Annotated in this window: 29 protein-coding genes and 1 tRNA gene; 10 read left to right on the forward strand and 20 right to left on the reverse strand. The window is 61.3% G+C overall.

All coding sequences use genetic code 11. From position 1 onward, the window contains the following. Window positions 1-117: 117 nt before the first annotated feature. Complete coding sequence (locus tag ACWFSR_RS10915; protein ID WP_447522371.1) at window positions 118-681, forward strand: hypothetical protein; 564 nt, start codon at window positions 118-120, stop codon at window positions 679-681. 10 nt (window positions 682-691) lie between these two features. Here ACWFSR_RS10915 and ACWFSR_RS10920 read toward each other — a convergent pair whose 3' ends face one another. Beyond that, entirely contained in the window at window positions 692-964 is a 273-nt protein-coding gene (locus tag ACWFSR_RS10920) for a hypothetical protein (protein ID WP_447522372.1), read from the reverse strand. Window positions 965-1,107: 143 nt separating this feature from the next. Between ACWFSR_RS10920 and ACWFSR_RS10925 the strand changes: the two genes are divergently transcribed. The 3 genes from ACWFSR_RS10925 to ACWFSR_RS10935 all read left to right on the forward strand — a co-directional run bounded on the left by ACWFSR_RS10925 (window position 1,108) and on the right by ACWFSR_RS10935 (window position 3,945). Next, window positions 1,108-1,800 (forward strand): response regulator transcription factor, encoded by a 693-nt coding sequence (locus ACWFSR_RS10925; protein ID WP_197106270.1) that lies wholly within the window; start codon window positions 1,108-1,110, stop codon window positions 1,798-1,800. A gap of 93 nt (window positions 1,801-1,893) precedes the next feature. Further along, entirely contained in the window at window positions 1,894-3,615 is a 1,722-nt protein-coding gene (locus tag ACWFSR_RS10930; protein ID WP_447522373.1) for an ATP-binding protein, read from the forward strand. A 39-nt stretch (window positions 3,616-3,654) separates the two neighbouring features. After that, on the forward strand, window positions 3,655-3,945 hold the full coding sequence (locus ACWFSR_RS10935) for a WXG100 family type VII secretion target (RefSeq protein ID WP_197109571.1): 291 nt from the start codon (window positions 3,655-3,657) through the stop codon (window positions 3,943-3,945). Between the two features lie 184 nt (window positions 3,946-4,129). Here ACWFSR_RS10935 and groL read toward each other — a convergent pair whose 3' ends face one another. The 3 genes from groL to ACWFSR_RS10950 all read right to left on the reverse strand — a co-directional run bounded on the left by groL (window position 4,130) and on the right by ACWFSR_RS10950 (window position 6,851). Continuing rightward, window positions 4,130-5,758, reverse strand: a complete 1,629-nt coding sequence (groL, locus tag ACWFSR_RS10940; RefSeq protein ID WP_197106273.1) for a chaperonin GroEL — start codon at window positions 5,756-5,758, stop codon at window positions 4,130-4,132. A 196-nt stretch (window positions 5,759-5,954) separates the two neighbouring features. Further along, on the reverse strand, window positions 5,955-6,551 hold the full coding sequence (locus ACWFSR_RS10945; RefSeq protein WP_197106274.1) for a LytR C-terminal domain-containing protein: 597 nt from the start codon (window positions 6,549-6,551) through the stop codon (window positions 5,955-5,957). A 3-nt stretch (window positions 6,552-6,554) separates the two neighbouring features. After that, complete coding sequence (locus tag ACWFSR_RS10950; protein ID WP_447522374.1) at window positions 6,555-6,851, reverse strand: DUF3263 domain-containing protein; 297 nt, start codon at window positions 6,849-6,851, stop codon at window positions 6,555-6,557. Window positions 6,852-6,985: 134 nt separating this feature from the next. Between ACWFSR_RS10950 and ACWFSR_RS10955 the strand changes: the two genes are divergently transcribed. Then, the gene (locus tag ACWFSR_RS10955; protein ID WP_447522375.1) at window positions 6,986-8,092 is read left to right on the forward strand and encodes an ABC transporter substrate-binding protein; all 1,107 of its coding nucleotides are present in this window, start codon (window positions 6,986-6,988) and stop codon (window positions 8,090-8,092) included. An 8-nt stretch (window positions 8,093-8,100) separates the two neighbouring features. On the opposite strand, the gene ACWFSR_RS10960 is transcribed toward ACWFSR_RS10955, so the two are convergent. Together ACWFSR_RS10960 and ACWFSR_RS10965 are read right to left on the reverse strand one after the other, a co-directional pair. Beyond that, window positions 8,101-8,901 carry an HtaA domain-containing protein gene (locus ACWFSR_RS10960; RefSeq protein ID WP_447522376.1) on the reverse strand — a complete coding sequence of 267 codons (801 nt, stop codon included), beginning with the start codon at window positions 8,899-8,901 and terminating at the stop codon, window positions 8,101-8,103. Continuing rightward, window positions 8,901-9,359, reverse strand: coding sequence for a GNAT family N-acetyltransferase (locus ACWFSR_RS10965; protein ID WP_447522377.1), 459 nt, complete (start codon window positions 9,357-9,359; stop codon window positions 8,901-8,903). The genes ACWFSR_RS10960 and ACWFSR_RS10965 overlap by 1 nt, the downstream gene beginning before the upstream one ends. Before the next feature lie 53 nt (window positions 9,360-9,412). Here ACWFSR_RS10965 and msrB point away from each other — a divergent pair, with 53 nt between their 5' ends. Continuing rightward, on the forward strand, window positions 9,413-9,811 hold the full coding sequence (gene msrB / locus ACWFSR_RS10970; RefSeq protein WP_197106278.1) for a peptide-methionine (R)-S-oxide reductase MsrB: 399 nt from the start codon (window positions 9,413-9,415) through the stop codon (window positions 9,809-9,811). Here msrB and ACWFSR_RS10975 read toward each other — a convergent pair. Continuing rightward, entirely contained in the window at window positions 9,808-10,779 is a 972-nt protein-coding gene (locus tag ACWFSR_RS10975; RefSeq protein ID WP_197106279.1) for a DMT family transporter, read from the reverse strand. The two genes, msrB and ACWFSR_RS10975, sit on opposite strands and share 4 nt — an antisense overlap. A gap of 36 nt (window positions 10,780-10,815) precedes the next feature. On the opposite strand from ACWFSR_RS10975, the gene ACWFSR_RS10980 reads away from it, so the two are divergent. Together ACWFSR_RS10980 and dapC are read left to right on the forward strand one after the other, a co-directional pair. Continuing rightward, window positions 10,816-10,889 (forward strand) — tRNA-Thr (locus tag ACWFSR_RS10980). A gap of 315 nt (window positions 10,890-11,204) precedes the next feature. Then, window positions 11,205-12,290: a succinyldiaminopimelate transaminase gene (gene dapC / locus ACWFSR_RS10985; protein ID WP_447522378.1), complete on the forward strand. Its 1,086-nt coding sequence runs from the start codon at window positions 11,205-11,207 to the stop codon at window positions 12,288-12,290. Between the two features lie 46 nt (window positions 12,291-12,336). On the opposite strand, the gene ACWFSR_RS10990 is transcribed toward dapC, so the two are convergent. Continuing rightward, on the reverse strand, window positions 12,337-13,377 hold the full coding sequence (locus ACWFSR_RS10990; protein ID WP_447522379.1) for a zinc-binding dehydrogenase: 1,041 nt from the start codon (window positions 13,375-13,377) through the stop codon (window positions 12,337-12,339). 178 nt (window positions 13,378-13,555) lie between these two features. Continuing rightward, the gene (locus tag ACWFSR_RS10995; RefSeq protein WP_197109566.1) at window positions 13,556-14,596 is read right to left on the reverse strand and encodes an alcohol dehydrogenase catalytic domain-containing protein; all 1,041 of its coding nucleotides are present in this window, start codon (window positions 14,594-14,596) and stop codon (window positions 13,556-13,558) included. Window positions 14,597-14,715: 119 nt separating this feature from the next. On the opposite strand from ACWFSR_RS10995, the gene ACWFSR_RS11000 reads away from it, so the two are divergent. Then, window positions 14,716-15,315, forward strand: a complete 600-nt coding sequence (locus tag ACWFSR_RS11000; protein ID WP_447522380.1) for a YdeI/OmpD-associated family protein — start codon at window positions 14,716-14,718, stop codon at window positions 15,313-15,315. A gap of 28 nt (window positions 15,316-15,343) precedes the next feature. Here ACWFSR_RS11000 and ACWFSR_RS11005 read toward each other — a convergent pair whose 3' ends face one another. From ACWFSR_RS11005 to ACWFSR_RS11055, 11 genes are all read right to left on the reverse strand, one after another. Next, window positions 15,344-16,612, reverse strand: coding sequence for an RNA polymerase sigma factor (locus ACWFSR_RS11005; RefSeq protein ID WP_447522381.1), 1,269 nt, complete (start codon window positions 16,610-16,612; stop codon window positions 15,344-15,346). A 1-nt stretch (window position 16,613) separates the two neighbouring features. Further along, window positions 16,614-16,961, reverse strand: a complete 348-nt coding sequence (locus ACWFSR_RS11010; RefSeq protein ID WP_447522382.1) for a YciI family protein — start codon at window positions 16,959-16,961, stop codon at window positions 16,614-16,616. 10 nt (window positions 16,962-16,971) lie between these two features. Further along, window positions 16,972-17,394 carry a DUF1761 domain-containing protein gene (locus tag ACWFSR_RS11015; protein ID WP_447522383.1) on the reverse strand — a complete coding sequence of 141 codons (423 nt, stop codon included), beginning with the start codon at window positions 17,392-17,394 and terminating at the stop codon, window positions 16,972-16,974. Between the two features lie 99 nt (window positions 17,395-17,493). Continuing rightward, window positions 17,494-18,924 carry a sulfatase family protein gene (locus ACWFSR_RS11020; protein WP_447522384.1) on the reverse strand — a complete coding sequence of 477 codons (1,431 nt, stop codon included), beginning with the start codon at window positions 18,922-18,924 and terminating at the stop codon, window positions 17,494-17,496. Between the two features lie 30 nt (window positions 18,925-18,954). Beyond that, window positions 18,955-20,019 carry a Gfo/Idh/MocA family protein gene (locus tag ACWFSR_RS11025; protein ID WP_447522385.1) on the reverse strand — a complete coding sequence of 355 codons (1,065 nt, stop codon included), beginning with the start codon at window positions 20,017-20,019 and terminating at the stop codon, window positions 18,955-18,957. Next, window positions 20,016-21,035 (reverse strand): ABC transporter substrate-binding protein, encoded by a 1,020-nt coding sequence (locus tag ACWFSR_RS11030; protein WP_197106287.1) that lies wholly within the window; start codon window positions 21,033-21,035, stop codon window positions 20,016-20,018. The genes ACWFSR_RS11025 and ACWFSR_RS11030 overlap by 4 nt, the downstream gene beginning before the upstream one ends. 52 nt (window positions 21,036-21,087) lie before the next feature. Further along, window positions 21,088-21,846: an ABC transporter ATP-binding protein gene (locus ACWFSR_RS11035; RefSeq protein WP_197106288.1), complete on the reverse strand. Its 759-nt coding sequence runs from the start codon at window positions 21,844-21,846 to the stop codon at window positions 21,088-21,090. Beyond that, complete coding sequence (locus tag ACWFSR_RS11040; protein WP_231599653.1) at window positions 21,846-22,670, reverse strand: ABC transporter permease; 825 nt, start codon at window positions 22,668-22,670, stop codon at window positions 21,846-21,848. The genes ACWFSR_RS11035 and ACWFSR_RS11040 overlap by 1 nt, the downstream gene beginning before the upstream one ends. A 59-nt stretch (window positions 22,671-22,729) precedes the next feature. Continuing rightward, window positions 22,730-23,899, reverse strand: a complete 1,170-nt coding sequence (locus ACWFSR_RS11045) for an ROK family transcriptional regulator (RefSeq protein WP_197109559.1) — start codon at window positions 23,897-23,899, stop codon at window positions 22,730-22,732. 378 nt (window positions 23,900-24,277) lie between these two features. Beyond that, on the reverse strand, window positions 24,278-24,331 hold the full coding sequence (locus ACWFSR_RS11050) for a hypothetical protein (protein WP_197107171.1): 54 nt from the start codon (window positions 24,329-24,331) through the stop codon (window positions 24,278-24,280). 235 nt (window positions 24,332-24,566) lie between these two features. Further along, on the reverse strand, window positions 24,567-25,487 hold the full coding sequence (locus ACWFSR_RS11055; RefSeq protein WP_231599652.1) for a DsbA family protein: 921 nt from the start codon (window positions 25,485-25,487) through the stop codon (window positions 24,567-24,569). 246 nt (window positions 25,488-25,733) lie between these two features. On the opposite strand from ACWFSR_RS11055, the gene ACWFSR_RS11060 reads away from it, so the two are divergent. After that, entirely contained in the window at window positions 25,734-26,834 is a 1,101-nt protein-coding gene (locus ACWFSR_RS11060; RefSeq protein ID WP_197106291.1) for an ABC transporter ATP-binding protein, read from the forward strand. Window positions 26,835-26,883 lie beyond the last annotated feature (49 nt).

The raw sequence follows: 26,883 nt of genomic DNA on the forward strand, positions 1-26,883 counted from the left end.
GAACCCCACCACAGAGCCCAGGGGCCCCTTTCTATGCCACAGTCGCCATCGTCCACGTCATCGCAGTCAAGCCCATCGTGGCTGAGCTATCGAGAGTCGATCGGTGATCGGTCAGACATGTACCGCGCACTGCTCGAGCACTGGGCACCGGTCGCTGCGCTCAATGTGGGCAGCTACCTCGATCTGTCTCCCTCGACCAGCATCCCCGCCGTCACCTATGTAGATACCGACCGCCGGGCCGCCGCGTTCTTTGCCGACGCCGAGCGGGTCCGGGGTGAGCTGGAAGGCGCCACGTTGCCGGGAGCCGCGGCCGAGATCACTTTCCTCAAGGCCGATTTCCTGAAGCCGCTTGCGCTGGCCGACGCATCCTTCGACCTGATCATTGCCCTGTTCACCGGCCCCGCGTTGGATTCCTGCGCGCGGTATCTGGCGCCGCGCGGGCTCTTCCTTGCCAATAGCAGCCACGGGGATGCAAGCCTCGCCGCCCTTGATCCACGTCTGACCCTAGTGGGCGCCGTCCACCACCGCGATGGACGCTACAGAATCGACAGCAGCGATCTCGATCGCTATCTGATTCCCAAGAAACCAGAACAGGCCACCGCCGACCTCATTCGCGCCAGCGGTCGAGGTATCGCGTACACAAAAACTGCGTTCGCGTACCTGTTTCAACTCGCCGGATAACCGACTTCGTTCAGACCGGTTCGCCCTCGAGGCGAGCACGACGCTTGATCATGAAGTCTTTCGCCAGGCCGACCACCGAAAGCACAACGAGAAAAGCGAAGCTCAGGGCCATCAGCCAGAGAGCGCCGAATCCGACGCTGAGCGGCCACATCGGGGTGACCCCATTGACGCTCCACCAGGTAATGTCTTGCGACCGAGCGAGGTTCGACAGAAGCGTGATGGTGGCGAGTGCGATGGCTCCCACGCCGAATGCGATAAGCGTTCCTATGATCAATCTCTTCATCAGTTGATTCCCCTTCGCCTGATCCCGATGCAGCCACCCTATGCTTAAAATTAACAAATACTCAATGAACGATCTGGTGAACAACTTGCCGACACGCCCTGAGCTATCAGGTCACATTCAGGAAACACGCAGATACTGGGCACATGGCTGACGGACCGAAAATTCTCATTGTTGACGACGAACCGAACATTCGCGATCTGCTCACGACGAGCTTGCGCTTCGCGGGATTTGCGGTGCGCGCGGTAGGAAGCGGCGCCCAGACCATCTCGGCTGTTCTCGAAGAAGAACCCGACTTGATCATCCTCGACGTGATGCTGCCGGACATGAACGGCTTTGGCGTGACCAAACGCCTCCGTGCCTCCGGCTACACGTCTCCCATCCTGTTCCTCACGGCAAAAGACGACACCGAAGACAAGATCACCGGCCTCACCGTCGGTGGTGACGACTACGTCACGAAGCCGTTTAGCCTCGATGAAATCGTTGCCCGCATCAAGGCGATTCTTCGCCGCACGATGCAAGATGACGAAGAGACGATCATCCGCGCCGGTGACCTCACGATGGACCAAGACACCCACGAGGTATCGATCGGCAACGAACAAATTGAACTCAGCCCCACCGAGTTCAAGCTGCTTCGCTACCTCATGCTGAACCCCAACCGCGTGCTCTCGAAGGCTCAGATCCTCGATCACGTGTGGGAGTACGACTTCAACGGCGATGCCGGCATCGTAGAGAGCTACATCTCCTACCTGCGCCGCAAGCTCGATCAGCACACCGAAGAGCCGATCATCCAAACCAAGCGCGGATTCGGCTACATGCTGAAGGCAGCAAAGCCGTAACCACCAACGATGGCCAGCTGACATGTAATTGTTCATGTTCGGCTGGCCATATTCGTTCCCGATTCCCAGACACGCAAGGTACCGTTCACTATCATGCAGGAGAACATCCCCGACGCCTGGAGCCGCATCTCTTTGCGCACCAAGGTCACCGGAGTCACGGTGCTTCTGCTCACCATGGGGCTCCTCGTTGCCGGTGTCGGAACCGCCGCAGTGTTGCGCGACTATCTGATCGAGCAAACCGACGACAAAATCACCGCCGCCGCCGATGGGCTCGATGGCCGCATCCAATACACCGGCACAACCCGCGATCCTCAGTGCAGTGTGTCTCGCCTGCCCAATGACCTCTATTTCGCGGTGCTCAACCACGACGGCAGCATGCGTTGCAACAGCCGGGAAGAGGATGCCTCGCGCCCCGTTCTCGACGGTCTCACGATCGCCGTTGCAAATTCACAGACCGCCCCGTTCACTCTTCCCAGCACAGCCATCGGAGGGCAATGGAGAGTGATTGCCTACCCCGCGATCAGCACCATCGGCCCTGACTTTGTGACGATCGTCATCGCCCGCGACTTGAGCGACTCCAACGCCATTGTGGCTCGCTACGCCGCCATCTTCTTGTTCTTCGGCCTCACCGTTGTCATCGTCGGTGGAGCGCTCACGCGCCTTTTGGTCACCTCGACGTTCGCGCCACTGCGCGAAGTGGAAGCGACCGCGGCGCGTTTTGCCGACGGAGACTTCGATCAGCGACTCTCTGTCGCCACCCCCAACACAGAAGTGGGGCGGCTCAACCGCTCCCTCAACTCCATGCTTGGCCGAATCGACCGCGCATTCGCCGACCGCGCGCGCACGATTGATCAGATGCGCCGCTTCGTCGGTGACGCCAGCCACGAACTTCGCACCCCCCTCGTCACCGTGCGTGGGTACGCCGAGCTGTACCGCATGGGCGCTATCACTAAGTCGGACGACATCGCTCAGGCCATGGAGCGCATCGAGAAAGAAGCGATCCGCATGGGCGGGCTCGTCGAAGACCTCCTCGAGCTGGCGCGCATCGATGGCAGCAAACCGGTGCAGTTCACCGAAGTCGACCTCTTGCCGCTGGCCAATGATGCCGCGATGGATGCTCGTGCCTCGACCGGCCGCGTCGTCACCGTCATCAACACCAACCCCCGCATTGACTCCGACGCGATCGTCAAGGCAGACCTCACCGCGGATGCTGACACCGACACGAAGGTGATCACCCTCCCCGAGAGCTCACACCCCGATCCCAGCACGCCCGCTCGCGGAGTTGCCGCGCTCGCCACCGGCCCCATTGCTGCCGCAGGCGCTCGCCTCTCACGCTTGGCATCCCGCAAGAAGTCTGCCGCCGTCGCTAAGGCGACTGCTCGTCTCACTCAGGCCATTGCGCCGGTGCCGAAGGACCTCAACGCCGTTGTGATGGCCGAAGAGAACAAGATTCGCCAGGTACTCACCAACCTGGTCACCAACGCTCTGCGCTTCACCACAGACACTCCTGTTGAGATCGGCGTTGGAGTTGACCATGAGCGCCAGCTGGCTGTGTTGTCGGTTATCGATCACGGCGAGGGCATCCCGGAACAGATTCGCGCCAAGGTCTTCGAACGCTTCTGGCGTGCCGACAGCTCGCGCAACCGCGACACCGGCGGAAGCGGCCTAGGGCTCGCCATCGTTGCGGCCATCGTCACAGCCCACCACGGCACCGTGCAGGCGCTTGAGACACCCGGAGGCGGCGCAACCTTCCGTGTGGAGCTTCCACTCCTCCCCAGCACTCCGAGCCCGTCAGACGACACCGAAGCGGAATAGCGACCGCCGCAACGCGGACCGGGAATCTACCGTCGAGTTATGACTCGATACCAAGTAGATAGCGAAGCCGTTCTCAGCGCCACCGGAGCGGTTCAGAATTCCATTGGCCGCATCCAAGCGGAAGTTGCTGGCCTTCACGGTCAACTCACGAACCTGCAGGGCTCGTGGACCGGGCAGGCAGCGACAGCCTTCTCCACGGTCGTCACCGACTGGAAGGCCACTCAACAGCGCGTAGAAGAGAACCTCGCCGCGATCAATACCGCCCTCAGCCAGGCCGGGCAGCAGTACGCGGAGATCGAAGCCGCAAACGCGCGCCTCTTCTCCCGCTAGCGGTACGCCCAGGCACGCTCACAACGCGCCCAAGCTCACCCCCAGCACCCCCAGCACGCCCAGCGCGCTGCGGGTGCTAGAGACTCCCCCACCCACAGAAACTCTCGTTAACGACAGAATGGGCGCCTCCCGAAGGAGACGCCCATTCTGTGTAGTGCAGTGAAGCTGTGTAGAGCGGTGGGACTTAGAAGTCCATTCCGCCCGACGGGTCACCCATGGGTGCCGGGTTCTTCTCAGGCTTGTCAGCAACGACGGCTTCGGTCGTCAAGAACAGACCGGCGATCGACGATGCGTTGAGCAGAGCCGAACGCGTTACCTTTACCGGGTCATTGATGCCTGCAGCGAGCATGTCGACGTATTCGCCGGTTGCTGCGTTGAGGCCGTGACCGATGGGGAGGTTGCGGACCTTGTCAGCAACAACACCGGGCTCCATGCCTGCGTTGAGTGCGATCTGCTTGAGCGGTGCGTCGATAGCAACGCGGACGATGTTCGCTCCGGTTGCTTCGTCGCCGACCAAGTCAGCCATTGCCTGGCTGTCGAATGCGATCTTGCCAGCCTGAATCAGGGCCACGCCACCACCGGCGACGATTCCCTCTTCAACAGCAGCCTTGGCGTTGCGGACTGCGTCCTCAATGCGGTGCTTGCGCTCCTTGAGTTCAACCTCAGTTGCGGCACCAGCCTTGATAACTGCAACACCACCGGCGAGCTTGGCGAGACGCTCTTGGAGCTTCTCACGGTCGTAGTCGCTGTCAGTGTTGTCGATCTCGGCACGGATCTGCTTGACGCGACCTGCGATCGCCTCTTCTTCACCAGCACCTTCGATGATCGTGGTCTCGTCCTTGGTGATAACGACCTTGCGGGCGCGACCGAGGAGTTCGAGAGTTGCGTTCTCGAGCTTGAGTCCAACTTCTTCAGAGATGACCTGGCCACCGGTGAGGATGGCGATGTCAGCGAGCTGAGCCTTGCGACGGTCTCCGAAGCCAGGAGCCTTGACGGCAACCGACTTGAAGATGCCACGGATCTTGTTCACAACGAGAGTTGCGAGTGCTTCTCCGTCAACGTCTTCAGCAATGATGAGCAGCTGCTTGCCGCTCTGGATTACCTTGTCGACGATGGGGAGCAGATCCTTGATGTTCGAGATCTTGCCGTTGACGATAAGAACGTAGGGGTCTTCGAAGACCGCTTCCTGGCGCTCCTGGTCGGTGACGAAGTATGCCGACAGGAATCCCTTGTCGAAGCGCATACCTTCGGTGAGCTCAAGCTCGGTGCCGAACGTGTTCGACTCCTCAACGGTGACAACACCTTCCTTGCCGACCTTGTCGATCGCCTCAGCGATAAGTGCACCGATCTCGGGGTCACCAGCAGAAATGGATGCGGTAGCCGCGATCTCTTCCTTGGTCTCGATCTCCTTGGCGCTCGCAATGAGTGCCTCGATGACCGAGTTGGTTGCCTTTTCGATACCGCGCTTGAGGCTGATGGGGTCTGCACCCGCAGCAACGTTACGGAGGCCTTCGCGAACGAGAGCCTGAGCAAGAACAACAGAAGTGGTCGTACCGTCTCCGGCAACGTCATCCGTCTTCTTTGCTACCTCTTTGACGAGTTCAGCACCGATCTTTTCGAAAGGATCGTCGAGCTCGATTTCTTTGGCGATGGATACACCGTCGTTCGTGATGGTGGGAGCGCCCCACTTCTTCTCAAGAACTACGTTGCGGCCACGTGGGCCGAGCGTGACCTTTACGGCGTCAGCGAGAATGTTCAGGCCGCGCTCAAGGCCGCGACGGGCCTCTTCGTTGAAAGCAATGATCTTTGCCATGTGTGTTTCTCGTCCCTCCCGGACGTCGTACAAGCGAATAAGTTGGCACTCGAACTGTGCGAGTGCCAAGGTCAAAATTAGCACTCGACGGGGGTGAGTGCAAGACAGCGCAGCGCACTCGGAGCGGGCAATCAGAAGTCGACGCAGCGCACCCCATCAGGGCGAGCGTGCGTCAGCCCGCAGTGCGGGCTTCCCTTTATTCTGTGGGCTCTTCTGTGGCTTCTGCTGAGGGGGTGAGGTAGTCGGTGCCAAGAACGACGGTGAGTTCTGCGCCGGGGAAGATGTCTTCTTCCACGAGGCGAATTTCGCCGCGGCCGATGGCGGCAACAAGGCCGGCAGCGACATCTTCATCGTCGGGATTGCTGTAATAAACGTAGGTGTCTTCGATGTCTCGCGCGGAGGCTGGGGCTGCGCTGCCTGTCGGCCATCCTGCTGCGGTGAGTTCGTCAAAGACGGTGGTTTGGAGTCCGCTTTCCGGTGTTCCGTTGAGCACGTCGATGGTGAGCGCGCGTTCGGGGTCTATTGCGGCGGGGTCGGTGACGGGCGGGACGGTTTCGGTGGGTTCTGGGGTGACGACAGCCTCTTCTGGTGTGGCGAAGAAGGGGATGCCGAGGTCGTCATCGAGGTACTGGCTAAGGGCGAAGAGACCGCCGAAGACAAGCACGCCGGTGGCGAGCAGGGCCCAGGCGAAGCCGATCCAGCCGCGTCCGCGTCGTCGAGGGCCGCGGTGGGCTCCTATGCGGTCGACGTCGTCGGGTAGTTCGTCGAATCGGTCTTTCGGGTAACTCGCCATTGCTTAGTCTGTCAATTCTTCGTTGTGGTCGGGGGTGCGCACTGATCGGTTGCGCATCCGGTTGTCTCGAGTGCGGCGCAGTCGCGAGACCAACATGGGGTCGTAGCGCACGGCTGCCGGTGAGTCGATTACCGCATTGAGCATTTGATAATAGCGTGCGCTTGACACCTGAAACTGGGAGCTAATGGCCTCTTCTTTGGCGCCGACGTGTCGGGTCCATTCGCGCTCAAAGTCGAGGATGAGGCTGTCGCGTTCGGACAGGCGTGTAGTGGGATGCGACGCGGCTTCGTTTTCGGACACGGCAATACCTCCACTGTGTTGGCAAGCCTAGGGCGTTGGGGCTGCGCGCCCGCCGAACGACTCGGCTTCGTGGACCAATTGGAGCGAGTCGAGGTTAGGATTGCCTTAGTACCCGATATTTCTGATTGGTTGTCATGCGCACTCGACTGTTCACTGCTGCGGCGGTGTTGTCTGGTGTTGTGCTTGCCGCCAGTGGATGTTCGGCTGCCACTATTGCGGAGACTCCGACGGTGACGGTCACGGCTGATCTCGCTTCTCCCCTCACCGCGTTGACGGTGCTGGATGATGCGAAGGATTACAGCGGGCTGGTTCAGGCGGCGCTTCCGTCATCCGGAATCCTCGCTCCCCTGAGCGCTCCTGCCCAGTCGTTGCCGGTGACGGTGGTTTCACACGATTTGGCTGGCGATGTGCCCGTCACGGTGTCATCGACTGACCGTGTGATTTCTATGGACATTTCGGGCTCCATCGCGGCGACGATTGCCGGTCTGGGAATGCTGGATTCGCTGGTGGCGCGGGATATTTCAACGACGTTTGATGAGGCATCCACTCTTCCGGTGATTACGTCGAACGCTCACACCGTCAATAGCGAGGCCATTTTGGCGCTGCGCCCTGATCTTGTATTGACGGATGGCTCGATTGGCCCGATCGATGTGGTGCTGCAACTGCGCGACGCGGGCATTCCGGTGGTGTTCGTCGACACGGATCCTTCTCTTGAGGGCATCGCCGAGTTGGCACGTCAAACCGCAGCAGCACTGGGGGTTTCCGCCGCCGGCGACGCCTTGGCTGCGGAACTCAGCGCCACGATCGAGGCAAAGGTCGCTGAGATCGCTCAGATCGTTCCCTCGGGTGACCGGCTGCGGATGATGTTCCTCTACTTGCGGGGCACGTCAGGGATCTACTACTTGTTCGGTCAAGAGTCGGGCTCAGATGTGCTGATCGATGCGCTCGGCGGTGTGGATGTCGCAGCCGAGATCGGTCTCGAAGGCATGCGCCCCATGACGGACGAGGCGATGGTCGCGGCGAACCCTGATCTCATTCTGGTGATGACGGGCGGTCTCGACAGTGTTGGCGGCGTGAGTGGATTGCTCGAAGCCCGCCCCGCGGTCGCGCTCACCGAAGCGGGCAAGAACCAGCGCTTCGTCCAGATGGATGACGGCGAAATTTTGAGCTTCGGCCCGCGCACGGTCACGGTGCTTGATGCTCTCGCTCGGGCGATTTACGCGCCAACGTCCGGTTCGTAGAGCGTCAGCTACATTGCCGCAGCGCGCTTGCGGCGGCGCCGGCGTCCCAGAATCAGAACGATGGCGATCGCTACGAGGATTGCGATGATGGCGCCGACGATGATGAGAGCGCTTAGCAGGGCTTGGTTGCCATCCTGAGGTTGCGGCATGCACTCGGGGTTGGCGCTGAAAGTGACGGTGATGGGGTCGAATTCTTCCCCAGCCGGATAGGTGCCGAAGGCTTCCGATCCTGCTTCAGTGAGCACGACGGGTGCGCCCGCGAGCGTTGCTACGCCATCGGCGACGGTGATGCCTGAGACATCAATCGTTGCGAACTCGACAGCACTCTCGTTTACGGGGAGCCCTTCTTGGGTCGTTCCAAAGACATCGAAAACGAGGTTGGCGGTCGTGCTGCCGTCGAAGACGATCTCAAGGCCCGTGAGGGTGGTGTCGAGGATGCCGTCGTGGCCCGTGAGGCGAAGGCTGCCGTCAAAAGCCAGAGTGCCGCTGCCCGCGTCGAGTTGGCCGGAGCCTGCCGTCCAACCGAAGTGGGGAGTTTCGTAGGTGGCACCGTCGCTCACCGCCCATTCGCCGTTGGCGATGGTGCCGCTGATGTATGACCGCAGCGACTCTTTGAGCCCCCAGGTGATGGCGGCATCCGTCACGTCACAGCTGTCAGAGTCGGCCGCGAGGGTGACGTCTGCCGGCGCAGAAGGGGTGCCCGCGGCATCCAGAACTGCAGCATTGCTGGTCATCGGCGTCAGCGCAATAAGAACCGCGGTGACGATGAGCGCGGCGGGGCCGAGCACGCAGACGTTGAGGCCACGCATTAGCGACCTGCGCGGTACATCGACTGGTGCATGATGGTGGCTTCGTCGTAGAGCTCACCGAAGGCTTCGAAACCGAACTTTGTGTAGAGCGGCACGATGTATTCCTGGGCGTGCAGCAGCATCCCTTCGCCACCGAAGTCGTCAACGATGCGCTTCATGATGATCTGGGCGAGGCCTTCACCGCGGTGGTCGTCGCGCACGACAACGCGACCGATGACACGGTGACCGTCGAGGTGTTCGGCTGTCTCGTTGAACAGGACGCGGATGTAGGCGACGACGTCAGCACCGTCGGCGAGCCAATAGTGGCGGGTGGCATCCTCTTGATCACGGTCATCAAGTTCGGTCTCGTCGACTTTTTGCTCAACAAAAAATACGTCAGTGCGTAGTTTCATGATCGAGTAGAGCTCGGATGTTGTTAATTCGCCCCAAGACTTGGCGATCACGGAATCAATAGGCACATCCCCGAGTTTAATGTACTGAGCAGAGAAAGCTCACGAATAGAGGAGACCACATGACGTACAAGGTGACTAAGACAGACGAGCAATGGCGCGAAGAGCTCGGAATCAAGTTTTCAGTGCTGCGTGAAGCCGGCACCGACCGTCCGTGGTCTGGCGCCCTTCTCGACGAAAAGCGTGCGGGAACCTACCGTTGCGGTGCGTGCAGCGCAGAACTGTTCAAGAGCGACACCAAGTTCGACTCCGGTTCGGGATGGCCAAGCTTCTACGAAGCAATCAACCCGGATGCTGTTGAGCTGCGTGAAGACCGCTCACTCGGGATGGTGCGCACCGAGGTTGTCTGTGCAACCTGCGGCTCGCACCTCGGACATCTTTTTGACGACGCCAGCCAGACACCGACCGGTGACCGTTTCTGCTTGAACTCGAGCTCGCTGGAGTTCGACGAGCAGGACTAGTTCGACAGCAGCGTTTTGGGCGGTCGCTTGCCTGAGAGCGAAGCGATCGCCACTGCGATGAGGGTGAGTACCACGCCGATTATGGTGGTTGGTGCCACCCCATCGCTGTCTGTGGGCAAAAGAAGTTCGAGAGCGAGCGCTCCGAGCAATTGCCCGGCGATCGAGCCAAGCGCAAAGAACAGCACTCCGGTGATGGGCACGAGCACTGCGGCAACGATGATGAAGATCACGCCGATCGCTCCCCCGAGATACAGCGTCAGGTCGGTGGGGAACTCGTGCTGCCAGCCGCCAACAAAACCAAAAACGATCGCTGCGATTGCCAGCACCGAGGTGCCCGCAATGAAGTTGACGTAGGTCGCGGTGAGCGGCGAACGCGTCACATGCCGCACGTGACCATTGATGGCTTGCTGCCATCCGATCCCGAAGCCAGCGGCAAGCGGCAAGAACACCAGCAGGAAGGGTCCGTCGAGGCGCAGGTCTGACAGCCCCGAAAAAATGACTGCGCCCACGGCGAGGGCGGATGCCGCCACTCGGAGCGGAGTAACGGGCCGCTTCTGCAGGCTGCCGATTCCGACTCGGTCGATGACCGCAGAGCTAATGGTTTGACTCGCCACTACCGCAACGGTGAACAGCGCTACTCCGAGGGCTGTTGCAGCGAGACCTTGAGTGAGCACGAAAAATGCGCCAAAGGTTCCACCGGTGAGATACCACCAGGGAAGACGTTTGCTTCTCACTTCGACGCCCAGGGTGCGGAAGCCGGCGCGTGCACTCGGCACAAACGGAACGATCAGAGTGAGGATGACGAGCCCTGATCCGAACGAAATGAGGGCCGCGAGAGTCGAATCGTGAAGTTCTACTGCGAGCTCTCCATTGATGCGACTTTGGCCTGCAACAAGGGCTCCAGCGACGATTGCAGCGATGATTCCGGCGAGCGCGCGACGGCGACTGCGCGGGTTGGTTGGGAGCATAGGTGAAGTCATGTCTAAAATAGGGCGTTGGCCCAAGCCTCCTTAGCTCAGCTGGCTAGAGCACCGCTCTTGTAAAGCGGGGGTCGTCGGTTCGAATCCGACAGGAGGCCCAGCAAAGATGTCGAGGGCAGTCGGGGTTGTTTTAACCCTAGCTGTCCTCGACATCGCTGTTTAACCAGTGGCCGTCGGCGGAGTGCCACACGTCTATTACGTCGGGTCATTCATCACCCTAAAAGCGGTGCCCACAACACCAATGGGCTGTTCACGTCCATGAGATTCATAGGAAGCGCTGATTTTATGGATGACATGGATGCTTTCTTTAACCACACCGGAGCCCGATCGCCCCTTCCCCTGGCGGTATCGATTCGCTCGATTCGCTGCTCCGGAGTAGCCGCGTGAGCGCCCCCGTGGGGTCTTCGGCTCCTGTGAGCCCTTCAGCGATGGAGGTGTCGGCCGAGCTCCGCCGTCGCGCAGTCGCCCACCCGGGCGGGTTTGCCGACCTCGCGACCGCGTCCCCTGTCGACCCGACGCCGCAAGTCTTTATTGATGCGCTGGCTTCAGCGGGCGGCGCACCTGGCTATCCCCTGACCATTGGGGTCGTCGAGTTGCGTGACGCGATGGTGAACTGGTTCGACCGCGTACGTGGCGTCCCTCTCAATCGAGAGGGTGTTCTACCCACGATCGGGTCCAAAGAGCTATTGGGTCTACTGCCATTCTTGCTCGGGCTCGGCGCGGATGACGTCGTGGTACGCCCCGCACTGGCTTATCCCGCCTATGAAGCGGGGGCGCTCGCCGTGGGTGCCAGCGTCGTTGCTGAGGACGATCCGGCCAAGTGGCCTGAAGGGACCAAACTCATTTGGCTGAACTCCCCTCGCAACCCCGACGGTCAGACCTTGACCGTTGAGGAGTTGCGTCGTGCTGTCGCCCGAGCTCGTGAGCTCGGTGCGGTGATCGTCGGCGACGAGTGCTACGCCGTGTTGAATGAGGTCGACGGGCAGCGGATCCCCTCTATCCTCGACCCCAGAGTAGTTGGCGACGACATGAGCCAGGTTCTCGCCTGCTATTCGGTCAGCAAGCAGTCCAACATGGCTGGGTACCGAGGCGGCATGATCGCCGGAGACGAGCAACTGATCGGAAAGATCGCGTCGAAGCGCCGCAGCCTAGGTCTCATGGTCCCCGCGCCCGTGCAGCAGGTGCTCAGCGCAGTCCTGTCCGATGATGAGCACGTGGCCGAGCAGCGCGCCCTCTACACCTCCCGCCTCGAGCGTCTCCGAGTTGCCGTCGAGGCAGCCGGACTCCAGATTCACGGCTCGGAAAGCGGCCTGTACCTCTGGGCCACGCGGGGCGAAAGCGGAATTGATACCGCGATGGCGCTCGCCGACATCGGCGTGCTTGTCTCGCCCGGCGAGTTCTACGGTCCGAGCGGCACGCAATTCGTGCGCTTTGCCGTGACGGTTCGCGATGAATACCTCGACCGGGCTATCACCGCGCTCCAGTCATGGTCCCGCTGACGAGACCACAGCTCGTGGTCCCGCTGACGAGAAACCAGCTCAGGGCTTAGAAGGCGACCATCACCTTGAGGCTCTCGCGCGAGTCCATGGCGGCGTATCCCAGTGCAACCTCGTCGATACCCACGACGCGGTCGAAGACGCGACCCGGGGCGATCGAGCCGTCGAGCACGTCCTGGAGCGCGGATTCGATGTAGGCGCGCACGGGGGCGGGGCCACCCGTGAGCGTAATGTTGCGGCTGAAGAGTGAACCCCATCCGATCGGAGCCTCGGAATACTGGGGAACGCCTACGCGCGAGATGGTGCCGCCCACACGGACGGATCCCAAAGCTTGCTGGTATGCCGGGAAGTGGCCAACCGCCTCGATAACGACGTGGCTACCCTCGCCGCGGGTGAGTTCGCGCACCCGGGCGACTCCTTCTTCTCCGCGCTCGGCCACGATCTCGTCTGCCCCGAACTCGACACCGAGATCAGTGCGCGACTGATGCCGCCCCATGAGGATGACCCGCTCGGCCCCGAGCTTCTTTGACGCCAGTACGGCCGACAACCCGACCGCGCCGTCGCCGATCACCGTCACCGTCTGTCCCGCACCGACCCGCCCCATGTGCGCGGCGTGATAGCCAGTGAGGTAAACATCGGACAGGGCGAGAAGCGACGGAATAAGTTCACTGTTCTCGTCGATGCCCGGCACCGTCACCAGGCTGCCGTCAGCCTGCGGCACCCGCGCGTATTCCGCTTGGAAGCCGCCGACTTCGGGCTTGTTGTAGAAGCCGCCGTGGAGGCACGATGTGTGGAATCCCTCTTGGCAGAAAACGCAGGTGTTGTCTTGGTACGTAAACGTGGCGACGACGAGGTCCCCTCGCTTCACGGTAGAAACCTCAGAGCCGATTTCTTCGACTACTCCGACCATCTCGTGGCCCATCGGAGCACCAACCAGGCCTGGCTTACGCGTGTGATACGGGTGCAAGTCTGAGCCACAGACACACGCACGAACCACCCGGACGATAGCGTCTGTCGGAAGCTGGATCACCGGGTCCGCTACTGTCTCCACTCGGACGTCGCCCGCGCCGTAAAGAAATGTTGCCTTCATAGGGTTTCCTCGCACTATAAGCCTGCGGCTGAAGTCGTTCTCCACGTGGATCCGTGAACGCGCGACCAGATGACGAAACAACCCTACACGGCGTGATTTTCGATTTCTGGCAGAGCATCCACGTCGTCCGCAGGCTGCATTGAGCCCTCCCGCTAGTCGTCGGGATGCCGCGCGACTGCTACGTCGGGTCGACCATCACCTTGAGAGCGGTGCGCTCATCCATCGCGGCGTAGCCGTCGGGGGTCTGCTCGAGTTTCACGGTCTGGTCGAAGACGAGGCCGGGGTTTACGGTTCCGTCGAGCACACCAGGCAGCAGTTGCTCGATGTAGGCGCGAGCGGGGGCCACACCGCCGACAAGGCCGACGTTCTTGCCGAAGAGACTGCCGCGGCCGACCGGGGCATTCTCGTACTGCGGAACGCCGACACGGCTGATCACTCCGCCGGCACGAACGACCCCGAGGGCCTGCTCGTAGGCGGGCATGAAGCCGACAGCTTCGAGAACCGCGTGGCTTCCGGAGCCGCCGGTGAGTTCGCGCACCATGGCGATGCCTTCTTCGCCCCGCTCGGCTACGACATCCGTGGCTCCGAAGTGGATGCCAAGGTCGGTGCGTGCCTTGTGGCGCCCCATGAGGATGATGCGCTCAGCACCCATCTGCTTGGCAGAGAGCACAGCGAGGAGGCCGACAGCGCCGTCACCGATCACGGTAACGGTCTGGCCGGGAGCGACGCGAGCCTTGTAGGCGGCGTGCCAGCCGGTGGCATAGACGTCAGAGAGAGACAAGAGGCCGGCGTACTGTGACTCGTCAACGGTGCCGGGAACCTTCACGAGGGTGCCGTCAGCGAAGGGCACGCGCACGGCTTCGGCCTGGCCGCCCGTGATGCCACCGTTGCCCCAGTAGCCACCGTGGATGCACGAGGTCTGGAGCCCTTCGAGGCAGAACTCGCAGGTTCCGTCGGAGTACGCGAAGGGCGCGATGACGAAGTCGCCGACCTTGAGCGTAGAAACGTCTTTGCCGAGCTCTTCGACAACGCCGATGAATTCGTGGCCGATGGGGCGAGCATCCGCATCCGCTGGCATCGAATGGAAGGGGTGCAGATCGCTGCCGCACACGCACGCCCGCGTAATGCGAACGACTGCGTCGGTGCTCTCGATGAGCTTGGGGTCAGGGGCAGTGATGACGCGGACATCGCCGGCGCCGTAAATGTAAGTAGCTCGCATGAGTCTATTCAACGCCCGATTCGCGCCCAGCAACGAATCAGTGTTTGTTCAGCGAGCAGGAGTAGCCGTCAGTGGATGGTGCGATGCTTGAGGGCGACGCACTCTAGGAGGACTTCACCGTGGCCAGCTTCGCCGACAAACCCATCCTCGACGTCACCATCGCCGAGTGGACGGCTTACCTTGAAAGCGAGCCCTCGCTCGAGGGCGTGCGCCTCAAACTGCGCAAGAAACTATCGAAGGCCACTGGGATCACCTGGAGCGAAGCGCTCGACGTTGCCCTGTGCTTCGGATGGATCGATGGTCAAATGGCACGCCTCGACGACGACTACACGCTGCAAGCGTTCACTCCGCGCCGCAAGAACAGCCCGTGGTCACAAGTAAATCGCGACCATGTTGCTCGCCTCATCGAGGAGGGAACGATGCGCCCCGGCGGTCTCGCCGAAGTCGAACGCGCCCAAGCGGATGGCCGCTGGGATGCCGCCTACAGCCAGAAGAACATGACGACTCCCCCCGACCTTCAGGCCGCCCTCGACGCAAACCCCGCCTCGGCGGAGTTCCACGCCAGCCTCACCCGGAGCGAACGCTTTCAGATCTATGCGCGCCTTACCGGCATCAAGACGCCAGCGGTGCGCGCAGCCCGCATCCGGGACGTCGTGGAAAAGGGCGCGAATGGCGAGCACCACTATGCGCAGCCGACGCCCGCTCCGAAGCGGCCCTAACTGCGGGGCGAGCGGGACTCCGCTGGAGCTACTCGGGCAGTTGCGCGATACGGCGATCGAGATGCTGCTGCTCGGCGGCATTCATAGCCAGTTCGCGCGCTCGGGCGAAGGCGATGGCCGCGGCATCCGCGTCACCGGCACGCAGCAGCAGCTCCGCTTGAGTCGCCCAGTACAGGTGATAGCTGTCAAGACCGGTGACGTCGTTGAGTAACCGCAAGCCCGCATCGGGGCCATCGGCCATTGACACCGCGACGGCGCGATTGAGCGCCACCACGGGCGATCCACCCGTCATAGCCAGCAGCACGGCATAGGCGGATGCGATAGCCGACCAGTCGGTGTCGGCAGCAGTGCGCGCGGTGGCATGGTGACGCGCAATCACCGCTTGGGTTTGGAATGGCCCCGGCTGCAGGCGACTCAACGCGCCACCCAGAAGCCCGTTCGCTTGCTCGATGAGTTCGCCATCCCAGCGGGTGCGATCCTGATGCTCAAGGAGAATCAGTTCGTCGCCGCGAAAGCGAGTGTCGTGGCGGGCGCGAGCGTACAGCTCCAGCGCTAATAGGCCTTCGACTTCGGTATTGCCGGGGAGCAGCTCGCGCGCGGTGATCGTGAGTCGAATCGCTTCTTCCACGAGGTCGATGCGGGCGCCTGCCGCACTCCCCCGCGAGAGATAGCCCTCGTTGAAAATGAGATACACCACGGTGAGCAGGGCATCGACTCTCGACGTGAGGTCTTCGGGGATGCTGAGCGGGATGCCCGCGTCGCGGATCTTGCGCTTCGCCCGCACGATTCGTTGCGCGAGGGTCTGCTCGGGCAGCAAGAATGCCGCGGCAATCTCCGCCGTCGTGAGGCCGCCGACGAGCCGGAGGGTCAGTGCCACTTGGGTGTCTCGACTCAGCGCCGGGTGACAACAGAGCAGCAGCAGCCGCAGGTGTTCGTCGCCCGAATAGTGAGCATCATCGATCATTTCGGGCACCTCCTCCTGGTTGCCGCCGAGTCCGCCGTGCCCGCCGCTGGCGCCGTTGCGCTCTGCGGCCTGCACAAGATCGGGCGCTGCTCGCGCTAGTCGTCGAGCAGCCGCAGCCTCTCGTCGCACACGGTCTACCGCCCGATTACGCGCGACCGTATAGAGCCACGCGGCGGGGTTGTCAGGAACGCTGCCCCAGTTCAGCGCTTCAACGAGCGCATCCTGCACCGCGTCATCGGCAACGTCGAGCCCAAAGCGGTGCGTGAGAAGAGCGAGCACATGCCCACTCTCCTCACGCGCCAGGCGGGTGACCGCCTCTGAGTTGTCAGGCACGCTACGAGGGCACCACCGGGCGAACCTCGAGCGAGCCGGCCGGAATCGGAACCTCGGCAGCGAGCGCAAGCGCCTCATCCAAGTCTTTAGCTTCCACAATGTAGAAGCCGCCGAAGTGCTCCTTGGTCTCAGCGAACGGGCCATCGACGATCGTGTCGCCGGCACCGTAGGCCCGGCGAATCGTGGTCGCGGTCTCGACGCCCTGCAGCTGGTCGGCCGCAACATAGTGGCCGCCATCAATGAGCTTCTGGTTGTAGGCCATCCAGGGCGCCATCATCTCGTCGAATCCGGGCTCTCCCGGGTTCGGGCCGTCCATGGGTTCAGAATGAATCAGGATCATGTACTGCATGTTTTTCTCCCTAACCGATTTGTGAAGTGTGGCCAAAAAGGCCAATAACAACGGACATGACGATGAGAACTGCAAGTTGATGACCCATATCGATCGCAAACAGCGTCGGGGACTTCTTCTCAAAAAGATACTCGACAGCGTTCCGCGACGCGGTAAAACCGAGCCAGCCAATGGATGCCACAGCCAACGTCACGGTCAGAAACGAACCACCAAACTGGTCGTGGGTGATCGCTGCTGCAAGCGCCAGCGCCGTTGCCGTTATGGCCGTGGCCACAAGCGCCAATAGATACGCCCACCCGGGAGTTTTCGCAGCCAGATCTATCCCGGCACGCGCCGCCCACGGCTTGCCGAGAAGCGCTGGTGAAAACCAGGCCCACCCGACGAGCATCCCTGCCACCGTGGCTACCGCGATTGCCAGAAAGTTCAGCGTCATCATGTCCTTTCGGGGCCGGGGATTTCCCTGCCCTCACTGACATGACGCAGGGCACGTGCCGAATCGACACGTGCCCTGAAAAAACTTTCGAAAAGTTCTTTAGATGCCAACCGGTTTCGGCTGGCTGGGGTGCGGCTCATCCTTGAATGACGCCTGCGCCTTCCACATTTTGACTTTCATACCTGCTTCGACTTCGGCGTATTCGGCCGTTCCGTAGACGTTGTTGAGTTCGTCGGGATCGGTTTCGAGGTCGTACATTTCCCACTCGGAGGGGTACGAGAACGGCCCAGTTCCTGGCACACCCAATCCGTCGTTGTAGAAGAAGATCAGCTTGTAGCGGTCGGTGCGGTAGCCGTAGTGGGCGGGCGCGCGATGGAAGACATCGTCGTTCTCCCAGTAGCGGTAGTACATGCCCTCGGCGGGTTCGACATCCGGAGTTTCGATGAGGTCGGGCCAGAGGCTGCGGCCCTGCATCCGCGGGTGGTGTTCGACCCCGGCGGCGTCGAGAATCGTTTGCGCGAGGTCAACATTGGTCACGATGCCCTCGTACGACTTGCCGGCCGCCAGCTGAGCTGGATAGCTGAGCACGAACGGCATCCGCAACGATTCTTCGTACATGAAGCGCTTGTCGAACCAACCGTGGTCGCCCAAGAAGAAGCCTTGGTCTGAGCTGTACATGAGAAGGGTGTTGTCGAAGTCGCCGCGCTCTGTGAGCCAGTCGGTGACGCGGCCAACGTTGTCATCGACGGAGGCGACGCACGCGAGGTAGTCCTCCATGAAGCGCTGGTACTTCCACAGAGCGAGCTCGTCATACGTGAGCCCCTCGGGTGGTGTCTGCTTGAGGTCGTCTTCGTTGAGATTTTCGGCGATGCGCATCGCGGCCCGGCGAGCCGACGACGTGCGCGTTTCGTAGTCATCGGTGAACGTCGCGGGCACTGGGATGGGGTCGGAGTACATTCCGGCGTGCTTTTCGTCGGGCTCCCACGGGCGGTGCGGTGCCTTGTGGTAAATCAGAACGCACCACGGGTCGTCACCCTCGAGCTCATCGACCCACTTGAGCGACAGGTCGGTGATGATGTCAGTCGCATAACCCGGAACGGTGCGCAGGCCATCCGGGTTCAAGAATTTTGGATCGTGGTACTCGCCCTGCTCAATGAGCACATCCCAGTAGTCAAAGTTCTGGGGGTCAGCTTCTCCGCCATCGCCCATGTGCCACTTGCCGACGATGGCGGTGCGGTAGCCGGCCTCTTTCAGCTGCGACACGAAGGTCGGCTGGCTCGCATCGATCGGCGTCACAAGCGTGCTGACACCGTTGATGTGACTATATGTCCCGGTGAGAATGGATGCCCGACTCGGCGAACACAGTGAGTTGGTCGCGAAGCAGTTGTCGAGCTTCCATCCCCGCTGCGCGATCTCGTCGATGCGCGGAGTCTGGTTCACTACCGACCCATACGCACCGATGGCGTGCGAGGCGTGATCATCGGTGAGGATCATCACGATGTTGGGGCGGCGCGTGGCTTTCTCAGTCATTAGTGTTCTTTCGTCGTTCAGCGTGCTGCGTTAGACCGCGGACATGTCGATCGGAACCCAGGTTCCGACCTCCATGGAGCGATACGCGGCATCAATGATTGCGTTGTCGATGTAGCCATCAACAAAGGTTTGGCGGGGCTCGACGCCCGCGCGGTAGCACTCCACGAAGTGGGTGAGTTCCCCGTGGTAGCCATACACCCAGGGCTCGTCGGGCACCGGGGTGATCCAGCCGGTTGCGGCTCCGGCTTTTTCGACGACATAGTCAGCGGGGTTTCCTGCGAAGGCACGGATGCCCGTCTCGCCGGTTTCGTCGGTGCCGATCCAGCCCGCGGTTCCGTGAATCTCGTTGCGCACATCCAACCCGGCAATGTGGCCCCAGCTCACTTCGACCTGAGCCATACGGTCATCCTCGAAACGGATGAGCGCCACAGCGGTGTCTTCCGTTTCGACGTCATCGCGCGAGAGTCGTGCACCCCACGCAAAGACTTCCTTGGGGGCGGTGTCGTAGCCGATGAACCAGCGGCCGATCGCTACACAGTGGCAGCCGAGAGCACGCAGTGGTCCGCCGCCAGAGCGCGAAACATCGCGAGCGTGCTTGTGCGGATGCCCGTGAGATTCCCGCGCTCGAACCGAGGTCACTCGGCCAACGGCGCCGGCATCCACGAGTTCTTTCGCTTTCACGAGGCCCGGAGCAAACACTTCGGTTTCGGCGTAGGCGTGCCAGACGCCTGCGTCGCGAACGAGTCGCAGACACTCGGCAGCTTCGGCGGAGTTACGGCCGAGCGGCTTGGTGCAAATGATGCCCTTGCCCGCGGCCGCCGCAGCGGCAACAACTGCCACGTGTTGGTCTTGCGGGAGCGCGACGATGACGATGTCGACATCGTCGCGCTCCACGAGTTCAGCGACAGTGGAGACAACTACCGGAATGCCAAAGCGTTCCGCGAATGCTGTCCCCGACTCCGCCGAGCGTGCCGCAACAACTGTTACGTCATGCCCGCGGATGCTGCCGAGTGCTCGAAGGTAGAAGTCGGCTACGAACCCGGCGCCCACGATCCCTATTCGGACCGGATCACCGGTCCCTAGCCGACCGGTCACTTGAGGTTGTCTTTGGCTGCGGCGAAGAGGTCCACGTTGATGAAGTCCTCCGGTGCTGCAGCTTCGTCTGCCGTCAGGCGACCGACGTCAAGGAACAGCTGCGTGAAGGAACCGAAACGCTCGTAGGTTGATCCGTCGGCGTTGTCAGCCAAGATCTGGTCAGATGTCCACCATTCGAGTCCATCGGCCTGGCTCTGAAGCTGTTCTGCGGGAGCACCCGAGAGCGCAGCTGAGAGAGCAACAGTGTCTTCGGTGTCGGAGATGCGGTAGTCGTTCGCTTCGATGAAGACCTCGAGGAAGCGGGTAAGCGCTTCGCTCTTGTCGGCAATCGCGTCGTTCGAGGCAACCCAGGCTCCGAGGAACTCGGTTTCGGGGAAGTCGACGTTGTTAGCAATGACCTGAGCGTCAGGAACCGACTCGAAGATCTGGTCGCTCAAGGGCGAGAAGATTGCTGCGACATCGATCTGGCCAGCAACGAATGCCGAAACGACGCTCGGCGGGTCCAGCGGGATGCGCTCGATGTCAGCTTCGGTGAGGCCGGCTTCTTCGAGGGCGAGTGCGAGAATCATTTCGCCCGATCCGCCATCCGGAACACCAATCTTGAGTCCCTTGAGGTCGGCCATTTCGGTTGCCCCCGACTCGGGCGAAGCAATGAGGAAGTCACCAAAGGTGCTCTCGTTGGGGGTGATGACGGTGCCCTGGCCTGAGGCGGGCATCCACATGGCGCCACCACCGATGTAACCAACGTCGAGCGAGCCACTGGCCATAGCCTGGATCTGCGTCGGGCCGTTGGTGAAGGGAACGAGGTTGACGTCGAGGCCAGCCTTGGTCCAGAGATCTTGTTCATTAGCGACGGCAATAATGCCGACACCGTTGATGCTGGTGTCGATGTAGCCGACGTTGATGGCGACGAGTTCTTCGCCGCTCTCGTTGCTACCGGCATCCGTCGTGCAACCGGTCAATGCGAGAGCAAATGTTGCGGCGACTGCTGCCGCGCCGAGCATTTTCTTCTTCATGGGGCGTCCTTGCCTGTGATTGGAGATGATTGATTGGTAATGAGTGGTTGGGTCATTCGTGGTGGTGCACTCCGCGCCACACTCTGGCGCGGATCTCGGCAAACTCGGGAGAGAGCCGAATCTCCTCCCCGCGTGGATACGCGAGGGGAACGTCGATAATTTCGCTGATGCGACCGGGGCGTGGGCTCATGACCACCACCCGGCTGGCGAGGTACACGGCCTCGTCAACGTCGTGGGTGATGAACACCACGGTGCGCTTTTCTTTTTCCCAGGTCTCGAGCAGGTCATCCTGCATCTGAACCCGGGTGAGGGCATCGAGGGCACCAAATGGCTCATCCATGAGCAGTACTGATGGATGCACGGCGTAGGCCCGCGCAATTGCCGCACGCTGCTTCATACCGCCCGAAAGTTCCTTGGGCAGCGCGTTGGCGAAGTCTTGAAGACCGACGAGGCTCAAGTAGTGCATGGCACGTTCGGCCCGCTCCTTCTTGGGTACCTTCTGCAGGCGAAGCCCGAACTCAACGTTTTCTTGAGCGGTAAGCCACGGGAACAGTGCGTACTGCTGAAAGATCACACCGCGGTCGGGGCCGGGGCCCTTGACGGGTTCGTCGTTCACGAGCACTTGACCAGAGGTCGGCATGAGCAAGCCGCCGACGAGGTTGAGCATCGTGGACTTGCCGCAGCCACTTGGCCCGACGAGAGTGATGAACTCGCCCTGCTCCACGTCGAGGCTGACGTGGTCGAGGCTGACCGTGCGGCCGCGCTCCGTGTTGTAGATCTTGGTGACGTCTTTGATCGAGATGAGAGGCATTAGCGAGTCTCCTGCCAGCGAGTAAGTCGCCGTTCGGCGAGAAGAAGCAAACGGTCCATGATGAAGCCGAGCGCACCGATCATGATGATGCCGACGACGATGCGGTCGGTTTGCAAGAACTGGGCGGCTTGCTGCATCATCCGTCCAAGACCCGTCGGGGCGGCGATCAGCTCCGAGGCCACGAGGGTCGCCCACGAGGCACCGAGCGCGACGCGCATTCCGACGAAGATGAACGGGGTGGATGCCGGAATGACAACGCGGGTGAAGATCGTGAAGTCCTTGGCGCCGAGCACTCGCGCGGCATTGATGAGGGTGATGTCCACGTTGCGCACTCCCTGGAAGGTCGCGAGCACGCAGGAGAGGAACGCGGCGAGGAAGATCACGAAGATCTTCGCGGTCTCACCGATTCCGAGGATCACGATGACCAGCGGGATGAGCGCGAGCGGCGGGATGGTGCGGAAGAACTGAATCCACGGCTCAAGCAACCCCCGCGCCAGCCAGTACCAGCCCATGAGGAAGCCGGCGGGAATGGCCAGCGCGACACCGAGGAGGAATCCGGTCGTGACTCGGCTGAGGCTCGTCACGGTGTGGCCCCAGAGGGTTCCATTGGCGATGAGCTCCGCAAAGCTGGCAACGACATCGATGGGCGTCGGGATGAGCGCGTTGCGCGAGAGTACGGCGCTCAGCGTCCAGATTCCAATGCCCAGGAAGAACGTGATGACGTACAGCCCTTTGAGAGAACGCTCGCCCTTTTCGGTGTCCTCAGCGATAGCTGTCGGTGTTGCCATGGTCAGGGCCTCTGGTTCGGCCTTTCGATCTGTCATGTCACGTTCCTGTTCGACGTCATTGTCCGGTCCTCTTGGTTCGATGGAGAAGTTGTGGTTTAGATGTAGAAATAGCGTTCAAGCGCAGCGGTTCCGCCTCCGAGCACTCCCGCGTACATGCCGAGCGACGATGGCTCGATACGAACGAGAGGGCGGATGAGCGGAAACACTTGTTGGCGGGTCTGTTCGGTCAGGCGCTCGAAGAAAGCCTCGGGCACCTCGGCGAGCGCGCCCCCCAGCAGAATCACGTCGGGGTTGAGCAGGTTGACGATGGCCGATGTTGCGGTAGCCAACTGGGTGATGATCGAGTCGATGGATGCTCGCGCGGTCTCGTTCGTGTCCGCCGCGGCGTACAGCGCGGTGAGTGCTCCCCCGCCGTTGCTCGAGAGCCCGGCTTCGGCGAGCTGGCGCTGCAGGGCACCTTCGCTCACGATGGTTTCGAGGCATCCGTTTCCGCCGCAGACGCAGTCGATGCCGTTGTCGATAACGTGCAAGTGACCGAGTTCAATGGCCCCACGCACGCCGCCAGCGAAGGGCTGCCCCTCAACGACGAGGCCAGCGCCGAGGCCGGTGCGCAAGTAGATGAACGCAACGCTGCCGAGGTCTTTGGCGACACCGAAGCGGGCTTCGGCGAGCGCCATTGAGCGAACGTTGTGCTCGACGGTGACAGGAAGTCCGGTGAGCGGTTCGAGGATGTCGGCGACGGGAACATCGCGCCAGTCCAGGTTGATGGGGAGCAGGATGCTTCGGCCCGCGACATCCACGGGACCAGGAACGGCCACTCCAACGCCGATGACCATCGACTGGTCATATTCCGATGCCGCTATAAGTTCGTTGATCGCGGTCGCGGCCTCCACCATGACCTCGGTGGCGGGGGTCTCGATGTCGTAGCTGAGCGAGCTGGATGCCACAGTGCCGCCCAGCAGGTCGATAAGACCGAGCTGAACGAAGCCGACGCCCACTTGAACGCCGACGACGACGAACGCGTCGCGGACGATCGAAATCTCGGTGGCGGGCCGACCGAGCTTGGTCGGTGAGATCGAGTTGCCCTCGACGATCACGCCTTCGTCAACGAGCTGGCTGACGGCACGGGTGATGGTGGTGGGGCTGAGGTGAGCGCGGCGGGCGAGTTCAATTCGGGGCAACGGTCCGCTGTCGCGCAGCATGGTCAAGACCTGCGCACGTACAGAGGTCGCCTCATCGAATCGGCTTACGGCTTCATTGCTCACTTAGAGAAAATAACTCTGCCAAGGGAAGAAAGTCAAGCCTCGAGGTAACGAAAGCGCATCGCCCTCACGACCCTAGAGCCCCGCGTCTACCCCGTGGCGATGCACCAGAAACCCTGCAACTACGGGCCCTAACGCACAAACGGGGACCCGCGCCAGGCGCGGATCCCCGTAAGTTTTGCTACAAAATACGCACCGGGGGTGAGGACACCATCGATGAGGTAAACGGTTGCGTTTGCGGTGTGAACGCTCTCGCTCTCGGCCTCGTTCCCGAATACACGAGCGCACTGAAAGACCAATTCAGCAATTCAGCACAGATTGCAGAACAGCTCAACTTGGGCGGTCTCGTCAACGAGCAGAACAAGGACCTCGGCCTAAACGTCATCGACGCCCACTCCCCCGAGTACGCCTTGAGAAGGTTCCGGCCAGCGTCAAGGCTGGCGCTGAGGTCGTTGGCCGTCACATCACGTTCGGTGAAGATAGCTACCAGACCACCGAGAAGCTCGTTCGTGAACTATGGCGGCCACGAGAAGTGTTCATCGGGCACCAACATCTACAGCTTCCCGTCGAAGCGTATTCGTACACCTTCGGATAATCAGCGCTCCTCTGCACAACGAAACGGGCCCCCGATCCAACCGGATCGGGGGCCCGTTTCGTGCGCTAGCGCGAGCTACGGAGTAGGTGTCGGCGTAGGCGTAGGCGTTGAGCTTTCGATGAAGTCATCACCGGCAGCTTGAGTAACGAATGCCTGGAAGCTGACGAGGTCGTTTACTGCACCCTCGTACTTGATTCCGTTGACGAGAACGGTCGGGGTTCCGGTGACCGCTCCGACGTCAGAGTTGGGGATGGGGTCCGAAAGAGCGCGAGCAGTTGAGTTGCTCACCCACGACTTGAAGCTCTCATCGGTGATGCACTCGGCGATCGCGTCGGTGCTTTCGACGCCGGCGACATCCAAGAGTTCGATGAGCTCTTCGTTGCTGAGACCGCTCGTGTTCTCTTCAGGCTGCACCTCTTCGGTGAGAAGCAGCGAGTGGTACGCGTAGAAGTCGTTCGGCGAAGTGTCTGCAACACACGCAACGGCGTTGACCGCACGTGACGAGTAACGCTGACCCTGCGAAAGACGGTCAAGAATCGTGATCGGGTGCACTTCGAGAGTTGCCGCACCGTTGGCAACGAGGCTCTCAATGTAGGCACCGTTGGTCTGCTCGAAAGAACCACAAATCGGGCACAGGTAGTCGACATACATCTGGATGTCGAGAACACCGGATTCCTCGTCGCGATCGTTCGCGATGGGCTCAGCGTCTGCTGCTTGAGCGTCGGATGTCGTCGCGATGAAGCCCTGATTGAGCTGGATTCCGTCGCTAGCAAAGTTCTGCGGGCCTGGGCCTGCTGGCTGGTTCGAGTTCACGAGTACGAGCGCGATTACTGCGACGATGGCGACGAGCGCGAGGCCAACGCTGCCCTGAAGAATCCACTTCGTGCGGCGATCCTTCTTCTTCTGTTCGTCACGCTGAATGCGAGCCTTTTCGCGCGCTGCCTCGCGCCGCTCATTCTTGCTGAGTCGGCTGTCGCCGGGGTTGCCGTTGCTCAATCGAACCTCATCTGCCGTGTATATCGCTGTGTGGGGCGCCCAGAAATGACGGCGCACCTCTCGAATCCTAGGAGAAATCTCTGGGAATTGCCCAACCGAATCCTAAGATGCGCACTGTTCTGGGGTGGACCACTCTGTCATCCACCCCCCAAAAGAGTGCAATAATGACGAAACGCGATTTCGATCGCTGTCCATCACAACGGATCGTCCGGCACGTACCTGCCGGTGAAGGAGAAAACTAGAACAATGGCGTCTGTAACTTTTGACAATGCAACACGTCTCTACCCGGGATCAACGGTCCCCGCTGTAGACAAGCTGAATCTTCACGTAGAAGACGGCGAATTCCTCGTACTTGTCGGCCCATCGGGTTGCGGCAAGTCCACCAGCCTTCGCATGCTCGCCGGCCTTGAAGAGGTCAACGATGGCAGCATCCTCATCGGCGACCGCGACGTCACCGACGTTCCGCCGAAAGACCGCGACATCGCCATGGTCTTCCAGAACTACGCTCTTTACCCACACATGACGGTTGCCGAGAACATGGGCTTCGCGCTCAAGATCGCTGGCATCAACAAGGAAGAGCGCGCCGCTCGCGTACTCGAAGCAGCGAAGCTTCTTGACCTCGAGCCCTACTTGAGCCGCAAGCCCAAGGCACTCTCGGGTGGTCAGCGTCAGCGCGTTGCCATGGGTCGCGCCATCGTTCGCCAACCTCAGGTCTTCCTCATGGATGAGCCGCTGTCGAACTTGGACGCCAAGCTTCGCGTTCAGACTCGTACGCAGATCGCTAGCCTGCAGCGTCGCCTCGGAGTCACCACGGTTTACGTGACTCACGACCAGACCGAAGCGCTCACCATGGGTGACCGCATCGCTGTGCTCAAGGATGGCATCCTCCAGCAGGTTGGTACTCCTCGCGACCTGTACGAAGCACCGCAGAACATCTTCGTTGCTGGCTTCATCGGCAGCCCAGCCATGAACCTCTTCAGCGTTGACATTGTCGACGGTGGCTTGCAGTTCGGCGACGCTGTTGTTGCGGTTGACGCTGAGACCCTCGGCGAAACCGACGCTAAGACCGTCACCATCGGCATCCGTCCTGAAGACGTCATTGTTTCGACGACGGGCAACGGTCTTCCCGTTGATGTTGACCTGGTTGAAGAACTCGGTGCTGACGGTTACCTCTACGGCCACGCAGAAATCAAGGGTGAGCGTGTTGACATCGTTGCTCGCGTTGATGGCCGCTCGCACCCGAACGCTGGCGACAAGGTCTTCTTGACCCCTGAGCCTCACCACGTGCACGTGTTCGACACCGAGTCGGGCCTGCGCCTCACCAAGAAGCCTGTAGTCGCAAGCTAACTTCCGCTTTACGATCGAGCCCGTCGACGTCGAACCCAGTTCGGATGTT

It is taken from the genome of Salinibacterium sp. NYA9b, from assembly GCF_976973725.1.

Bases quoted from the DNA above. Each gene is read 5' to 3' on its own strand.
- ACWFSR_RS10915 (WP_447522371.1), top strand. From the start codon at position 118: ATGTACCGCGCACTGCTCGAGCACTGGGCACCGGTCGCTGCGCTCAAT.
- ACWFSR_RS10945 (WP_197106274.1), bottom strand. From the start codon at position 6,551: ATGGCGAGTTACCCGAAAGACCGATTCGACGAACTACCCGACGACGTC.
- groL (WP_197106273.1), bottom strand. From the start codon at position 5,758: ATGGCAAAGATCATTGCTTTCAACGAAGAGGCCCGTCGCGGCCTTGAG.
- ACWFSR_RS11010 (WP_447522382.1), bottom strand. From the start codon at position 16,961: ATGCAGTACATGATCCTGATTCATTCTGAACCCATGGACGGCCCGAAC.
- ACWFSR_RS10920 (WP_447522372.1), bottom strand. From the start codon at position 964: ATGAAGAGATTGATCATAGGAACGCTTATCGCATTCGGCGTGGGAGCC.
- ACWFSR_RS10960 (WP_447522376.1), bottom strand. From the start codon at position 8,901: ATGCGTGGCCTCAACGTCTGCGTGCTCGGCCCCGCCGCGCTCATCGTC.
- ACWFSR_RS10930 (WP_447522373.1), top strand. From the start codon at position 1,894: ATGCAGGAGAACATCCCCGACGCCTGGAGCCGCATCTCTTTGCGCACC.
- ACWFSR_RS10975 (WP_197106279.1), bottom strand. From the start codon at position 10,779: ATGCTCCCAACCAACCCGCGCAGTCGCCGTCGCGCGCTCGCCGGAATC.
- ACWFSR_RS11040 (WP_231599653.1), bottom strand. From the start codon at position 22,670: ATGACAGATCGAAAGGCCGAACCAGAGGCCCTGACCATGGCAACACCG.
- ACWFSR_RS11030 (WP_197106287.1), bottom strand. From the start codon at position 21,035: ATGAAGAAGAAAATGCTCGGCGCGGCAGCAGTCGCCGCAACATTTGCT.
- msrB (WP_197106278.1), top strand. From the start codon at position 9,413: ATGACGTACAAGGTGACTAAGACAGACGAGCAATGGCGCGAAGAGCTC.
- ACWFSR_RS11020 (WP_447522384.1), bottom strand. From the start codon at position 18,924: ATGACTGAGAAAGCCACGCGCCGCCCCAACATCGTGATGATCCTCACC.
- ACWFSR_RS11035 (WP_197106288.1), bottom strand. From the start codon at position 21,846: ATGCCTCTCATCTCGATCAAAGACGTCACCAAGATCTACAACACGGAG.
- ACWFSR_RS10995 (WP_197109566.1), bottom strand. From the start codon at position 14,596: ATGCGAGCTACTTACATTTACGGCGCCGGCGATGTCCGCGTCATCACT.
- ACWFSR_RS10925 (WP_197106270.1), top strand. From the start codon at position 1,108: ATGGCTGACGGACCGAAAATTCTCATTGTTGACGACGAACCGAACATT.
- ACWFSR_RS11015 (WP_447522383.1), bottom strand. From the start codon at position 17,394: ATGACGCTGAACTTTCTGGCAATCGCGGTAGCCACGGTGGCAGGGATG.
- ACWFSR_RS10990 (WP_447522379.1), bottom strand. From the start codon at position 13,377: ATGAAGGCAACATTTCTTTACGGCGCGGGCGACGTCCGAGTGGAGACA.
- ACWFSR_RS11060 (WP_197106291.1), top strand. From the start codon at position 25,734: ATGGCGTCTGTAACTTTTGACAATGCAACACGTCTCTACCCGGGATCA.
- ACWFSR_RS10935 (WP_197109571.1), top strand. From the start codon at position 3,655: ATGACTCGATACCAAGTAGATAGCGAAGCCGTTCTCAGCGCCACCGGA.
- ACWFSR_RS10955 (WP_447522375.1), top strand. From the start codon at position 6,986: ATGCGCACTCGACTGTTCACTGCTGCGGCGGTGTTGTCTGGTGTTGTG.